Below are 14,715 nucleotides of genomic sequence, written 5' to 3' on the forward strand. Positions count from 1 at the left end.
ATAAATAATAGAAATGTCTGCATCTCAAAGGTGAAATACAGACATTTAAGAGTTGTAATATCTAGAAGGATGTGTGGACAATTGACCCTGAATATTAGCGTCCGCTACCTCGGTAGGGGGCAAGTTCAGACACATTTTGTGCTTCAAAAGTTAAGGTTTGGTAGATGGAATTGTTAGACTCGATGCTGTTAGAAGCAGCGCTCGCGACTTGGGCGTTTGCAGCTAAACCAGCGAATACAAGGCTAGAGATGGCAAGAGTTCCATAGATGCGCATAATTAACGTTCCATTTGTGAGCTTCTATTTCTGGTTACGCAGCTATGGCAATACAATCCGGAGCAAAGTTTCTAATCATTTAAAATTCAGTAATACTACGGAGTATTCTTTAAAGCGATCGACGATAAGTGCTTGAAAATACCGTGAGTTTCTGTAAAGTATTCGATCGCGCTGTACTCACAGCACTCCGAAACCGAAAATATTGAAGATCGAAATCAAAAAGGCCTGCCGCAAGACAGACCTTTGATGACGTACCCAAAATTTAATCCCAGCTCGCGATTAAACAGTGCCTCCAGCAGCCAGGACGCGAGCGCGAGAGCGTTTGAGATTCCTTTTCGCTTTGAGTTGCTCTTGTTTAGTTCCCGTTTCAGATTTGGTAAATTGAGATTGAGCTTGTTCGTACTCTTCGCGAGCTGCTTTGAGATCGATATCTTTGCCCGGTTCGGCTCCATTGACCAAAATCGTGACGCGATCTTCTTCCACTTCGGCGAAGCCCCCCATCAGCGCAATGGGAACCCATTCTTTATCGGGGCGCACGCGCATCACGCCAATATCGAGAGCCGTTAGCAAGGGAGCGTGACCGGACAGGATACCCAGTTGTCCGGTCGTACTCGGTAAAATAATTTCTTGAGCGGTGTCATCCCAAACCGTGCGGTCTGGAGCAATGACGCGGATATTTAAGGTCATAGGTAATTTAGATGTGACGATCGGTAGCAACGAATTGAAGTTCGGTAAAGCTTGCGAATCGAGAGTGATTCGGGGACAAATCCTTCGCGATTCGCAGTTTATCGAGAGTTATCTTTTTAACTTACGACTTCATTTTCTCGGCTTTGGCGATCGCCTCGTTGATATCGCCCACCAGGTAGAAGGCTTGCTCGGGTAGGTCGTCGAGTTCGCCCGAGAGAATCATGTTGAATCCCTTGATGGTGTCTTCGAGTTTCACGTACTTACCAGGAGAACCGGTGAAGATTTCTGCCACGAAGAAGGGTTGAGATAAGAAACGTTCGATCTTCCGGGCGCGAGCCACGGTAACGCGATCGTCCTCAGACAGTTCGTCCAGACCCAAAATGGCGATGATATCTTGCAGTTCCTTGTAACGCTGAAGGGTTTCTTGAACCGCACGCGCCGTTTTGTAGTGCTCCTCACCCACGATGTCCGGTTACAGCATCGTCGAAGACGAATCGAGGGGGTCCACCGCCGGGTAAATTCCCTTAGCCGCTAAGCCCCGAGACAGCACGGTGGTGGCATCTAGGTGAGCGAAGGTGGTTGCCGGTGCGGGGTCGGTTAAGTCATCAGCCGGTACGTAGACCGCTTGAATCGAGGTAATCGAACCTTCAGTCGTCGAAGCAATCCGCTCTTGCAAATCGCCCATGTCCGTCCCCAGGGTTGGCTGGTATCCCACCGCAGAGGGCATCCGACCGAGGAGTGCCGACACTTCCGAACCCGCTTGCACGAACCGGAAGATATTATCCACAAACAGCAGCACGTCTTGCTTGTTGACATCGCGGAAGTATTCGGCCATGGTCAAAGCCGCCAAACCTACCCGCATTCTGGCTCCGGGGGGTTCGTTCATCTGACCGTATACCAAAGCTACTTTCGACTGGCTGCGCTCGTCTTTATCGATCACGCCGGATTCGATAAATTCGTTGTAAAGGTCATTTCCTTCGCGGGTGCGCTCGCACACACCGCCAAACACGGAAACTCCCCCGTGGGCTTTGGCGATGTTGTTGATCAGCTCCTGAATCAGCACGGTTTTGCCAACACCGGCTCCGCCGAACAGACCGACTTTACCACCTTGACGGTAGGGAGCGAGCAGATCGACGACTTTAATCCCTGTCTCTTGGATGGACGGTGTGGTGACCAAGTCCGTCAAAGGGGGAGCGGAACGGTGGATGGGGGAAGTTTCTTCGGCATTGACATCGCCGAGTTGGTCTACGGGTTCGCCCAAGACGTTAAAGATCCGACCCAAGGTTGGCGTACCCACGGGAACTTTAATTGCCGCACCGGTATCGACAACTTCCATGCCTCGGACTAAACCATCGGTGCTACTCATCGAAACAGCTCGCACTTGATTGTCGCCCAGGAGCTGCTGCACCTCACCGGTTACGGATACATCTTGTCCGGCGGGGTTTTTTCCTTCGATTTTTAAAGCGTTATAGATCTGCGGCATCTTGCCGGCGGGGAACTTTACGTCTAGAACCGGCCCAATAATTTGCGTAATCTGGCCGGTACTTGTATTCTCTGCGGTGGTGACCATGCTGGAGATTTTCTGTAAATAATCTAAAGTTTTCGTCGGTAGCGTAAACTACCGTTAAAATATGCCAACTCTAAGAGTACCACTGAATTGACCGGGATAAATGGGCGATCGAGTCTCAGAGGGATCGGTGTTGGAAAAAGGGGAAGATGTAGCACCTGGCGGAGGTGGCGAAACTCGGATTGCGGCTTAATAGAGGAGAGGAGATGACTGTTTCGGCTTAGGCAATGGTGCGATCGATCGAGCTTTCCTAAAAATTTGACGGTTTATGCAAAAACTTCTCTTAAATTTTTTCAAGCCAGAAATCTTACGAGACGAACTTTCAATTTTACCTTTTTTTCATAGATTAAGTTTTGCCGTTTCTTGCTGTGAAAGAATCCTGCCGATTTATCATGCTTTTTGCGCTATGGAAAATTGGGGAGATTTTTCAATACCCCGAAAGTCAATTGACATCATATGGGCGACTTTACAAGGGAAAGAAATCGACTCTAAAAAAGTCGAGAAATATAGAGAATATTGCGGGCATGACAATATATTTCCCGATGCATATGACTTTGGAGATGCTTATTACTGCTATGAAGCCCAGGAAGTTTTAATGGCAGTGCGGGCAACTTTAGCAGCGTACTCAAAACCTAAAATAGGCGATATTATTAATGTCGTTCGTTGTACTAGAAATATAATTGAATCTTCCATTACAACGCGAGATCAATTCTTTCATCTAAGTATTCAAGAAACCGATTCAGAAATATTTGAGCAAGAATTTTTAAAGCACTCACTCGCTATCCGAGAAATAACTAAGGAAGAAGAAGACCTAAAAATATTGAGAAAAGAGGAGATTTTAACTCCGAACTCGCTCTTGTTTCTTCAGGGTTCTTCTCAACAGGAGGGTCGAGAATTAATCGCTTTATTGAATTCCTGGGCAGAAACATAGAACTCGCCATCAAGGTTAACCGAAATAATATACACTCCCCCCAATGAAACCCGATCTCACTATCCAAGCCTTAACGCTTTCCATAACAGCAAACCACCTCAATCCGGCCTTCTTAAGGCTTAAATATCGTCGCTCTCGATGGCTAGATTAACTCGACGCGCTGGTATAGAAACGCAGGGCAAAATTCCAAAACATCCGCGAGGCTTGCAACAGAGCGATCGCCAGAAATCCAGAGCCGATCGTCCATCCGATCTCGGTGCGTCCGAGTAAGACTTCCGATGGTACGGTGGTCAGGAAGGCCACGGGGACGACAAAGGTAAAGAAAAATCGATAGGCTGCCGGGTACGCTACCATCGGATATCGACCCGCATCGAGAAGTCCGCGCAACACTTCAGTAACATTATAGATTTTCACGAACCAAACACTGGTGGCACTTAAAATAAACCAGAGAGCATAGAGACTGACCGCTCCAAAGAATAGAGGCGCGATCGCCAATAAATAGCGATCGAACCCCAACTCCAACTTCATCCCCCCATAGCCAATCAGAACGCAACCGAAAATTAAATCCGGCAATCCCCAGGGGGAAACCGTGCGGGTGGAAAGCCAGAATTGAGAGCTAATGGGTTTGAGGAGCACAAAATCGAGGGTTCCCTCCTGAATCTGAGTGACGATCCGGTTGAGGTTGGGAACCAGGCAGGTTTGGGAAAAGCCTTGCAGGAGGGTAAATACCCCCAAGACGATCGTCGCTTCCTCCCAACTCCAACCGCCGAAGGTATAGCCGGTACGGTAGAACAAAAACAAACCGAACAGGCTCCCGACTAGATTGCCCAAGCTACTGAGACTCGCCAGGAGAAAATTGGCGCGATACTCCATCTGGGCTAATATCGATGCGCCCCAGAATAATTTTAAAATTTGCCAGTATCGTCTCATGAGGGAATCGGGAAAGTTTTGAGTTTTAGGAAACAAGAGGAAGTAAAGGAAGCTAAATTCTTCCCATTCCGAATTCCGACTTCCGAATTCTGCCTATCAATGCCCTTGATGTACGGTTTTGACCCATTTCAATCGTTTGGGACGAACGGACACTCGCGCGGTGGTAGCAGCCATCACGGCAAACCAGTGCAGCATATACAGCGCACCTTGTAAAATTTGCCAGAGCGTTTGCCCGAGATGTAGGGGTTGGCTCTCTCCACGGCGAACTTGCCGCAAACCCAGCCACATCCCGGTCACGGAGACGAATACCGTTAAGCTCGTAATGGGGGTCAACATCGGCATTTGACGGCAGACGATCGCCATCAATAAGTCAGGAACGGCCGCTGTGGGAAGAAGATACATGGTGATAAAAAACACACCGGTATCCATGGTTTTTCCCCATCCCATCCGGTTGCGAGAAATCAATCGCCAGTAATCTAAATAGCGTTGGTAGCCCCCTTCTGCCCAACGGGAGCGTTGATGCCATAGGGAAACTGCATCGGTCACCCCTTCTTCGCCAACGGTGGGAAAAAAGGCACAGTCAATATCCCATCCATCGAGGTGCAAACGCAAAGTTAAATCCAGATCGTCGGTAATGGTTTCTTCATTAAAATAGCCGCAACTGGCTAGAGCTTTTCGCCGCACGAACTGACCGTTGCCCCGCAGTTCTCCGATTCCCCCGGTAGCGTGGCGTTGCTGTTGCAAAAAAGCATCGAAGATCATTTCCGTTGCTTGACCCCGCGTCCAGAAGTTTCGTCCGGCATTAGAGATGACTTTGCGCAATTGTACCGCACCGATTCGAGGTCGATCGAACTGGGGAATGACTTGTCGCAGCAAATCGGGACTGACTCGCGCATCGGCATCGAAAACGGCGAGAATCTCACCGGTGGCCAGTTTCAGCGCTTGATTTAACGCGCCGGATTTTCCTCCACAAGCATCGGCAGTACGATGAAGAACGTTGAGGCGATCGTATTTGCCGACGAGTTCTTTTAAAACGGCGGCGGTGCCATCGCTACTGTTATCGTCAATAATCCAAACTTCATAACGATCGACGGGATAATTGAGATGGCACAGACGCTCCACAAGAGAACCGATGACCGCTTCCTCGTTTTTGGCCGCGACGAGCACTGAAATCGAAGGCCACTCCGATCGCTCTTCGGGAGGAAGAGATTTTATGGTGGATTTGGGGGCGAGCAGAAAAAAGCGCACTGTATGAAAGCCTAGTACGCTCGTCAAACCCAGAACCAATGCCGATCCCCACGGCAAAAAATATAATAGAATCGTCCCCAGCCAGATGGTCGTCAAAACCATAGCCGCTTTGCGCCGTCGTCCGGCGTATCCTCGATAAGATACGGCACTCACCATCGACGAATCGATGGATTCTTCCTTCTGGTGGGTCTGACCAAATAGAATAGATGCTAGTGGCTCGAACTCGCGAGCAGAATTGTCGTCCTCCCAAGAATTTGCCCTCATCGGTTATCCCCCCAACCCAAATTAGCGGATGGTGTGGGGTCAACGGTCAACGGTTGCCAAAACCCAGTCCCGACGCGATCGGATATCTGCTTCATAGTCTCAATTCGTAGGTTGGAAACTCACAGTTTCCAGTTGTCAATTCGGATGTATAACTGTTAATCGATGTTGCGTTTTGTATCCCTATTGTATCGAAAAGGGGGATCTCCCTGGAAAATTCGCAAATTTCCCGCTCTCGAGAGAGAATCGAAAACTTTTGCCAGACACTCGGGCGATCGTGGGTAAAATGTAGGAGCCGCTCGCCCGATCGACCTGTTGCGATCGCATCCGAAACGGTTCAACGAAACAGTCACAAATTGTCCGAGTCGAGTTGTTAAAGGACGCCCTATATAAAATGTCTACCTCTTTAGAGCAACTGCAACCCGCACCCAATGCCAAAGTCGGGATCTACTTGCCCTACTACAAAAGTAACAATCAGCGTACTGCTCTGCCTCTAGTCATCAGTCTCTACGATAAAGGCTCTCTCGAAGGAGAGCGAAAAATCGAAGGGGGAAATAACATTCCTTTTGTCGCCACATGGAGCGTTTCGACTCTGCCGGCGGATATGACTCGGTGTCGCCTCCAGTTTGATGGCAATGCCGATCTCAGCTATGAAATCACCATGGCAAACTTCGAGTTTATTAACTACTTAATCGAGTTACTAATTATCTTCAAACGATCGCGAGTGGTTGATTTTTCTCGACGTTTCTACACTAAGCTACTACGGTATGATGACTAGCATCAGTTCGCACGATTGCGAAATATACCCAGAGGGAGGAGACGGGTGTGCCACAACCCAAAAAATATCTGCTAGTTGGCTCGACAGAAGCTTATAGCGGTAAGTCGGCGACGATCTTGGGACTTGCCCACCAACTACAATCGCGGGGCATCGACTTGGCTTACGGCAAGCCTTTGGGGACTTGTTCGAGCGAGTCTGGCGATAACCAGATGGACCAGGACGTTCGGTTTCTGTCAAGTCTCCTGAAATTACCACCCGAGCGGGTGAAACCGACGCTGCTCTCTCTCAATGCCGAGACGATTGAAAAACGTCTGCTCCAACAAGATACGACAGATTATCACAAGTTGTTGGTGGAGTCAGACTCGACCGGCGAATCCGAACTCGTAGTTCTCGAAGGTCCGGGAAATTTAGAAGAAGGCAGTTTATTCGATCTATCCCTGACCCAAGTGGCTCGGGTCATCGATGCGCGAGTCTTATTAGTCGCTCGCTTCCACTCGGTTTTGTTGGTGGACGCGCTGTTGGCAGCCGGACGGCGTTTGGGCGATCGTCTCCTTGGGGTTGTCATCAACGATATTCCTAGCTCGCAACTCGATACGGCCCGGACGCAAGTTCAGTCGTTTCTCGAAGACCGGGGTATTCGGGTGCTGGGTTTGCTTCCCAGTAGCGAGTTGCTGCGAAGTGTCAGCGTGGGGGAAGTCGCTCACAACCTCAATGCCGATGTTCTGTGCTGTGCCGATCGCCTGGATTTAATGCTAGAAGGCATTCAAATTGGGGCAATGGGGGTCAATTCGGCCGTACAGTATTTCACTCAAGCTCGAAATATGGCGATCGTTACGGGGGGCGATCGAGCGGATATTCAGCTTGCGGCATTGGAAACGGCTGCCCATTGTCTGATTTTGACCGGACATATTACGCCTCCACCTCTGGTTCTCAGTCGCGCGGAGGAAGTGGAAATTCCGGTGCTGTCGGTGGATCTCGATACCCTGCAAACTGTCGAACAGATCGAGCAAACTTTTGGCAAGGTGCGCTTGCACGATGCGATTAAAGTAGAGTACGTACGGCAAATGATGGCGGAACATTTCGATCTCGATCGACTTTTAGATGAATTGGATCTCAAATCGGCGATCGCCTCTTCCTAAGTCCTAATTTCATACATCAAACCGGAGTTTCTGTGTCCCTTGTCGGGCAATCCAGTTATGTCTCAGAAAAACGAAACGGCAACCCTGGCGATCGCCTTGCTAGTCACTCTCGGATTAATCGGCGGTGGTATTTGGCTGTTCAAAACGCAACTGGGTCAACTGTTTGCCCGTTCTTCCGACTCTCCGGTACCAGAAGCAGTGGATGGTCAGACCAATTCCTCTAGCACCGGATCGACTGTGCGCGATTCGTTCGATCGGCGCGATCTGACGGGTATTGCCGAGGTGTCTGATATTCCGGATGGATTATTTAACTACGGAGGAAGCACCACCTGGGCCCCCCTACGCCCGACCGTTGACGCTCTTCTTCAAGAGGTATTACCCAGTTTTGGGTTACGCTATGTCAATCCATTAAACGGCGTTCCGAGTTCTGGGGGTGGGATCGAGATGTTGATCGACGACCAATTAGCATTTGCCCAGTCCTCGCGACCACTCGAGGATGAGGAATACGATCGCGCCAAACAACGGGGATTGACGTTGAAACAAATTCCCGTTGCCATCGACGGTATCGCTGTTGCCGTCCATCCCGAGTTAGACGTAGCTGGAGTGACCATCGCCCAACTCAAAGATATCTATACGGGAAAAATCACTAATTGGAGTCAAGTGGGCGGCCCCAACTTACCGATCGTTCCCGTCTCCCGTCCCGCCGAAAGCGGGGGAACGGTGGAATTTTTCATCGATAACGTCCTCGGGGGTCAAGCCCTGGGGGCGAATGTCACACTCGCACCCACGACGACCCAAGCCCTGCGCCGAGTTGGAGATAACCCCGGCGGAATTTACTACGCCTCCGCGCCGGAGGTAGTTCCTCAATGTAGCATCAAACCCCTGCCGGTCGGTCGATCGCCCGATCGCCTCGTGGCCCCTTACCAAGAACCCCTCGTCCCATCCCAAGTCTGTCCCGATCGACGCAACCAACTCAATGCTGCCGCCTTTCAAAACGGCGACTATCCCATTACCCGGCGTTTGTTCGTCATTGTTAAACAAAATGGTCAAATCGACGAACGGGCGGGAAATGCCTACGCCCAACTCCTGCTAACAGAACCCATTCAAGAACTGCTCGCCGAAGCGGGATTTGTCAGCATCCAGTAGGATGGCGATACTCTCGATACAATCGCAGTCCGTATTGCCCTGCGGCGGTTTGCCGACATTTTTCTACTTCTTGGAGCATTACCGAAGGCATTTTTATCTTTTCTGTTTTCGTCGCTTTAATAGGGTGCCGTTCGGGCAGTAGAATCGGTGCGGCTAAGGCTGCAAAGGATATATTGGCTGCCGAAAGGTGCTCTCCGACGAGAAACGGGCGATCGTCGGCAAGCTGTTCGCCGACTCGATCGAAAAGACTCTCAATTTCGCGGTAGGCGGTTGCTGCGCCAGCGGCAGTGGGTTGGTAAGCGCGTCGCACGGCAGAACGCATCACCGGCAAAGCGATCGCTAGGGCGATTTTCTCGTATCCAGCAGTCCCCTGTCCCCAAGCTCGTAGCAACCGCTCTCTATTATCTAATCCGTAGAAATACCCCCAGCGCCGCGTGCAATCCCCCAGTTGGGTATCGAATACATCTTCCCATTCTTCAACCTGTTGCCGGAGTTGGGGTTCTTTGGGGTAAAGCGGCTTGTCCTCTGGGGCGATCGAATCTAAATAATGTAAAATTTCCGTCGAGTCGGTGAATGTACCCGAGGCACTCACCAGTACCGGCACGCTTTTCCCCCCTTGAGGGCGCGTTGCGAGTCGATGAAACAAAGGAACGTGAGGTTCTTCGGTATAGTCCCCTCCGCTTTGCTCCGCCCGCAGTTTATTTACACGATCGAAGAAATAGGTTTTTTACATTCTCCATTCCCCGTACCCCATTCCCTGTAATGAAAAGGACGCGCGCCCCTACCATCCTCAACCATTTTGCAACATCCCCGCTGCGATCGCCCCTAAAATAACGATCCCAAATGCCACTCGATACCACACAAAAATCCAAGTGCTTTGGGTCTGCAAGAACTTAATCAACCAGGCGATCGCCAGATAGGAAAAGACCGCCGCCGAAATCAGCCCGGCAAGCAAAGGTAGCCAAGAGACATCGCCACCTTCTCCCAAAGCCCCTTTTAACTCCACCAACCCCGCCAGGGTAATGGCAGGAATGCCTAGCAGGAAGGAAAATCGAGCAGCCGTTGCCCGCTCCAAGCCCATAAATAACCCGGCGGTAATCGTCGAACCGGAACGGGATACCCCCGGAATCAAAGCCAGGGCTTGGGCACAACCCATCAAAATGCCATCAGACATGCTGAGGCTGGAAAAATCGCGTTTGTGAGAGCAAATCTTTTCGGCGACACCGAGTAAAATACCCATCACGATCGAGACGACGGCAATGACGATGAGGGTTCGCACGCGGGTCTCGTAAAATTCGGCGAAGACAAACTTAATCAGCAAGCCGAAAAAGACGATCGGGATCGTTCCCAACCCGATTCCCAAGGCAATGCGAAAATCTTGCGCCTGATAGTCCGATTTGGCGATCGCTCGCGCGGCCCCCGTGGTCACTTGGACTAAATCTTCCCAGAAGTACGACAATACAGCGGCAATACTACCCAGTTGGATAACAGCGGTAAATGCCACTCCCGGATCGCCCCATTGCAACACTTCGGGAACCACTTTTAAATGTGCCGTACTGCTGATCGGCAAAAATTCTGTTAGCCCCTGAACCATGCCGAGGATAATGGCTTGAAATACGTTGGGTGTCCAGACGCTTGCATCGCCAATGGCATCAGTTGTCGCCGCAGCGAGCGAGGCTTGGGGCATCGCTGTCTCCCAAACCGAAGCGAGCGCTGCACTTGCACTGCCCAGGGCGCAAAAAGGTAAGAGTTTACGGAACGATAAAATCATTTCGAGTCTGGATATTGGATGTTCGGTGTTTTTGAGGGTTAGATTTGGTCAGAGCGGGAGGTCGATACTTTATTTTTAGCCTTTGAATCTTCTGAAAGCAGAAAGGCGATTAAAAAATACCGCGACGACATTGAAAAATTTACATTTTCATGTATCGCCTTAGAGAAAACGGTAAATTGTCAAGAATGTACTCCAAAGACTAAGAAAGTATAAAAAAATTTACAGTCCACTCGATCGAAATCGGAAAAGTTCGATCGAAATTTGGAGATTGCAGAATCTCTTGGGCCTTGAGGGCGAACCTTATGTGTCGGGGTACGCCCCCACGCAGCGGGTTCGATCGCCTCTAAGTGTAGATGTGATAACCTTTATTAAGATAATTTGCAAATATTAACAATCCGTTGTTTTACTTTCCTTTTACAAACTCCACGTCCTATTCTGTCGATTCCGCGCCAGATTCCCCAGTGTTTTCCTGGCGCGGAATTGAGCTAAGGAAGTCCGGACTTATTTTTGCGGCTGCCGTTTTTTTAGTCGCTGTCCCCGTATTTATTGAAGCACCTTTAGTACGTCACCTGCCGGGAGTTAGTTTGGCTCTGACAATGGCCTGGGTGGGTTTGAGTCTCGCGCTGCTGTCGAGTCCTTCTACTCGGTTCTGGGGCGACTTGCTACTCGGATTCGCCGGTAGTTGGTTAGCTGGTTCTCTCTATTGGGGGTGGTTGCGATGGGAACCCTTATGGCACTTGCCCGTCGAGGCGATCGTCCTTCCTTTTTCCCTATGGTGTCTTTATCGCCGTCGATTGACCGTCGGTAGCTGGTTTGCCATCGTCTCTTTCTTTGGTACGGCCGTTACCGACGGGTATTTCTACCTTGTGGGCTTGATGCCTCGGTGGCGAGAATTGATGCAGGTAGAACCCGAGCTGGTGGCTCCGATCTTCGGTGAGGCGATCGCTCAAGTCCGCACGCCCTGGGGGGCCCTTTGCGCGTTGGTTCTCGCCGCGATTTTACTACTCGGGGGTCTACTTCCTTTGCGTGGCCCCAATCCTCCCCTGCATTATTGGGCATTTTCTGGGGCAGTCTTGAGTACAATTTTGGTGGATGCACTCTTTTGGCTTGCCGCCCTCGCAGCTGTCGGGTAAATATCGAGCGCAGTTCGGGAACGGACAACAAACTCTGGTGGCGTGCCGCAGGAGGGAAAAGAAGAGAAATGATTGTATGCGTTAGATCGTCACTGACCGATCGCAACCGTGACACCTATGAAATTGACGACTTCGAGTTGGCAGTCCCGGTTAACAAAAGGCAAAATTGAAAAGGGTGCAACTCGATACAATACGTTGGTCAGAATCGACGAAGAGCCTGTGATAACGATCGAATCCTCTCCCCATCTGGTACTGCACACTGACTCGGGCGACCGCTATTTGTCCTTAGAAGGCTATAAATGCTGGACGATCGGTCGCAACGACGATAATAACTTTGTCGTCCGAGATCGGTGGATTTCTCGCAATCATTCGATGCTCCAATGCACCGATGGCGGCGATTTTTACCTAATCGATCTCGGAAGCCGAAATGGAACTTTCGTCAACGGTCGGCGGGTGAGTATTCCCGTCACCCTTAAAAACGGCGATCGCTTGACTTTGGGGCAAACCCAACTTGACTTTTTCTGTCCGGTTCGGTCTCTTCAAGAAGACTCCGAAGAAGTTGATGGCGACGACTCAGCAACGGCAACAGCCCTCTTATCCGTCCGCCGGTTGATTTCCGTGATGGTCATCGATATTCGCGATTTTACCGTCCTCACTCGCCAACTCGACGAGGCGATCCTCTCCGAGGTGATTGGTACTTGGTTCCGACAGTCTGGGGAAATTATCCGTATTTCTGGCAGTTGGGTCGATAAGTATATTGGCGATGCGATTATGGCCGTCTGGTTTCATCCCCAAGATCGAGTCACCTCCAAAGAAGGTCTGCAAATTTGTCAAGCCCTCAGCAATATGCAGAAGATGACACAGAAACTAAGCGCTCGCTATCCTTTGCCCTTTCCCTTGCGCATTGGGGCAGGGGTCAATACGGGATACGCGATGGTGGGCAACACCGGCAGCGGCGATCGCCCGGACTATACCGCATTGGGCGATACCGTAAACGCAGCATTTCGCCTGGAGTCCTGTACGAAGCAATTGGGCAAAGAGGTCGCCCTGGGTCAAACCACATATCAAGGTCTAGAGGCGGCACAACTTAATCTAAACTCTCTCGAAGCCCACGAGGTTCATCTCAAAGGCTACGATCGCCCCATGCCGACCTATGCCGGAAACTTTGCCGATATTGAGGCTTTCTTGCCACGGGACAATTGACGGACTCCCTCGTAAACTTCGCGCTGTAACATTAGGTCGGCATCGGGAGTATCCCACTTCTCATTAAGAATGGTAATATTTTGTATATTAAATATTTGTCTATGAAGAGGAACCCACAAGATGAAACGATTGGTTCGCCTGTTAACAGCTTTTTGCGTTTTATTAAGCTGCTTGGGGATGTTGGCGCTGCCGCAAAAAGCCCATGCTGCCGATCTTAGCGTTCGTCCCATGCCAGTTTTGGCGCAACTCCCCGCACAAAATGCCGCCGATAAGAAGTTAGGAACGGAATTTGGCCAGAAGATCGATCTCAATAATACTAACGTCCGAGCCTTCCGGAAATATCGCGGCATGTATCCTACCCTTGCGGGCAAAGTTGTGGATAACGCTCCCTACGATAGTGTTGAAGATGTACTGAAGATCGAGGGATTGAGCGCTCGGCAAAAAGAGCGCCTGCAAGCTAACCTCGAAAACTTTGCAGTGACGACCCCGGCCAATGTGTTCACCAGTGGAGGAGATCGTCTCAATAACGGAATATACTAGGCTGCCAAACCTGCAGATCCGAACGAACCCGCTCGTCCCACCTCACGGTGAGATGGGCGTTTTTGTCTCCAGGGTAAGGCGATTTCCTCGATCTACAAGACTTACGCAAAGCCGCTCTCGGTAGAATGTGAAGCGCGCAGCGTAACCTATTGCTACTAGCAGATTTAGTGTGGGTGTATAAGTCCCGATCTCGCCACGATCGAAAGTTTTAGAACCCAAGTGAAGGCGAGCTGAGGAAGAGTAAACGAACGAACAATTAGCGAGTCGTTGTTCTACTTATCTCCCCATCCCCCATCTCTTACAAGAGAATGCTTTTCACAATTGGTGCGATCGAGCATTGGAGTCTAACGACATTCTAAGGGGCGCGCTCTCCCCCGGTCGCACTCGCCGGTCGTTGTGCCCCCAGCTCACATCCACCGGAATCTAAAAAACCTACACTTGTAAGCTCCCCCATCTCCCGTGTTGCGATCGGCAAACTATGCTTAAATGTAATGCAAAGATTAAGGTGCGACCCGTAGAGTGAGGGGCAATTTCTGAGTGGTAAATTCGTCAGCGTTGGATTGCGATTCCATGCCGCACCCGGAAACAGCATTGCGAGATCGATTTGACGTTTTGGTGGTCGGTGCGGGAGCTGCAGGTTTATACGCCGCACTTTGTTTGCCCGAATCTCTGCAAATCGGCTTAGTCACCAAAGATGAGTTGCCCCTGTCTGCCAGCGATTGGGCTCAGGGTGGAATTGCGGCGGCCGTTGCTCCCGAAGATTCTCCCACACTCCATGTCGAAGATACCCTCAAAGCCGGTGCGGGCTTGTGCGATGTGGGAGCAGTGGAATTTTTGGCTTCTGAAGCCCCAGACTGCATTCGATCGCTCATCGACTTGGGAGTAGCATTCGATCGCCACGGCAAAGACCTCGCCCTGACTCTCGAAGCCGCTCACTCGCGACGGCGAGTCCTCCATGCCGCCGATACCACCGGTCGGGAGATCGTCAGCATCCTCAGCCAGCAAGTATGCCGACGCAAAAACATTCAAGTGCTATCGCGAGCGTTCGTTCTGGATTTGTGGCTAGATCCTCACACCAACCGTTGCCGGGGGGCGAGTTTGTTGTAT

General features: G+C 50.6%; 14 protein-coding genes and 1 pseudogene. 8 read left to right on the top strand and 7 right to left on the bottom strand.

All coding sequences use genetic code 11. The annotated features are described in order from the left end of the window. Positions 1-94: 94 nt before the first annotated feature. The 3 genes and pseudogenes from patX to atpD all read right to left on the bottom strand — a co-directional run bounded on the left by patX (position 95) and on the right by atpD (position 2,531). A complete protein-coding gene (patX, locus tag IQ235_RS00360) occupies positions 95-274 on the bottom strand; it encodes a heterocyst-inhibiting protein PatX (protein ID WP_264319510.1) in 180 nt (59 codons plus the stop codon). A gap of 279 nt (positions 275-553) precedes the next feature. After that, positions 554-961, bottom strand: a complete 408-nt coding sequence (gene atpC, locus IQ235_RS00365) for an ATP synthase F1 subunit epsilon (protein WP_264319511.1) — start codon at positions 959-961, stop codon at positions 554-556. Between the two features lie 121 nt (positions 962-1,082). Next, a pseudogene (gene atpD / locus IQ235_RS00370) lies at positions 1,083-2,531 on the bottom strand (F0F1 ATP synthase subunit beta). A 265-nt stretch (positions 2,532-2,796) separates the two neighbouring features. Between atpD and IQ235_RS00375 the strand changes: the two are divergent. After that, positions 2,797-3,459 (top strand): DUF416 family protein, encoded by a 663-nt coding sequence (locus tag IQ235_RS00375; RefSeq protein WP_264319512.1) that lies wholly within the window; start codon positions 2,797-2,799, stop codon positions 3,457-3,459. A 147-nt stretch (positions 3,460-3,606) separates the two neighbouring features. On the opposite strand, the gene IQ235_RS00380 is transcribed toward IQ235_RS00375, so the two are convergent. After that, positions 3,607-4,389: an ABC transporter permease gene (locus IQ235_RS00380; protein ID WP_264319513.1), complete on the bottom strand. Its 783-nt coding sequence runs from the start codon at positions 4,387-4,389 to the stop codon at positions 3,607-3,609. Between the two features lie 96 nt (positions 4,390-4,485). Further along, positions 4,486-5,901 carry a glycosyltransferase family 2 protein gene (locus IQ235_RS00385; protein ID WP_264319514.1) on the bottom strand — a complete coding sequence of 472 codons (1,416 nt, stop codon included), beginning with the start codon at positions 5,899-5,901 and terminating at the stop codon, positions 4,486-4,488. 391 nt (positions 5,902-6,292) lie between these two features. Here IQ235_RS00385 and ebsA point away from each other — a divergent pair, with 391 nt between their 5' ends. From ebsA to IQ235_RS00400, 3 genes are read left to right on the top strand one after another with little or no spacing between them, the layout of a single operon-like run. Then, complete coding sequence (ebsA, locus tag IQ235_RS00390) at positions 6,293-6,676, top strand: type IV pilus biogenesis protein EbsA (protein WP_264319515.1); 384 nt, start codon at positions 6,293-6,295, stop codon at positions 6,674-6,676. 47 nt (positions 6,677-6,723) lie between these two features. Next, a complete protein-coding gene (locus IQ235_RS00395; RefSeq protein WP_264319516.1) occupies positions 6,724-7,815 on the top strand; it encodes a phosphotransacetylase family protein in 1,092 nt (363 codons plus the stop codon). Between the two features lie 57 nt (positions 7,816-7,872). Next, positions 7,873-8,961, top strand: a complete 1,089-nt coding sequence (locus IQ235_RS00400; protein WP_264319517.1) for a PstS family phosphate ABC transporter substrate-binding protein — start codon at positions 7,873-7,875, stop codon at positions 8,959-8,961. Here the strand turns inward: IQ235_RS00400 and IQ235_RS00405 are convergent. Together IQ235_RS00405 and IQ235_RS00410 are read right to left on the bottom strand one after the other, a co-directional pair. Continuing rightward, positions 8,948-9,607, bottom strand: coding sequence for a glutathione S-transferase family protein (locus IQ235_RS00405; RefSeq protein WP_264319518.1), 660 nt, complete (start codon positions 9,605-9,607; stop codon positions 8,948-8,950). The two genes, IQ235_RS00400 and IQ235_RS00405, sit on opposite strands and share 14 nt — an antisense overlap. A 144-nt stretch (positions 9,608-9,751) precedes the next feature. After that, positions 9,752-10,648, bottom strand: coding sequence for an undecaprenyl-diphosphate phosphatase (locus tag IQ235_RS00410; RefSeq protein ID WP_264319519.1), 897 nt, complete (start codon positions 10,646-10,648; stop codon positions 9,752-9,754). A 545-nt stretch (positions 10,649-11,193) separates the two neighbouring features. On the opposite strand from IQ235_RS00410, the gene IQ235_RS00415 reads away from it, so the two are divergent. The 4 genes from IQ235_RS00415 to IQ235_RS00430 all read left to right on the top strand — a co-directional run. Beyond that, positions 11,194-11,865, top strand: coding sequence for a DUF3120 domain-containing protein (locus IQ235_RS00415; RefSeq protein WP_264319520.1), 672 nt, complete (start codon positions 11,194-11,196; stop codon positions 11,863-11,865). Between the two features lie 117 nt (positions 11,866-11,982). Next, positions 11,983-13,068, top strand: coding sequence for an FHA domain-containing protein (locus tag IQ235_RS00420; protein ID WP_502652296.1), 1,086 nt, complete (start codon positions 11,983-11,985; stop codon positions 13,066-13,068). A 120-nt stretch (positions 13,069-13,188) separates the two neighbouring features. Then, on the top strand, positions 13,189-13,608 hold the full coding sequence (gene psbU / locus IQ235_RS00425; protein WP_264319521.1) for a photosystem II complex extrinsic protein PsbU: 420 nt from the start codon (positions 13,189-13,191) through the stop codon (positions 13,606-13,608). Positions 13,609-14,178: 570 nt separating this feature from the next. After that, positions 14,179-14,715, top strand: a 537-nt coding sequence (locus IQ235_RS00430; RefSeq protein WP_264319522.1) for an FAD-dependent oxidoreductase, incomplete at its 3' end; no start/stop codon positions are given.

Origin of the sequence: Zarconia navalis LEGE 11467 (genome assembly GCF_015207075.1) — a bacterium.
In the GTDB taxonomy this organism is placed as follows: domain Bacteria; phylum Cyanobacteriota; class Cyanobacteriia; order Cyanobacteriales; family Geitlerinemataceae; genus Zarconia; species Zarconia navalis.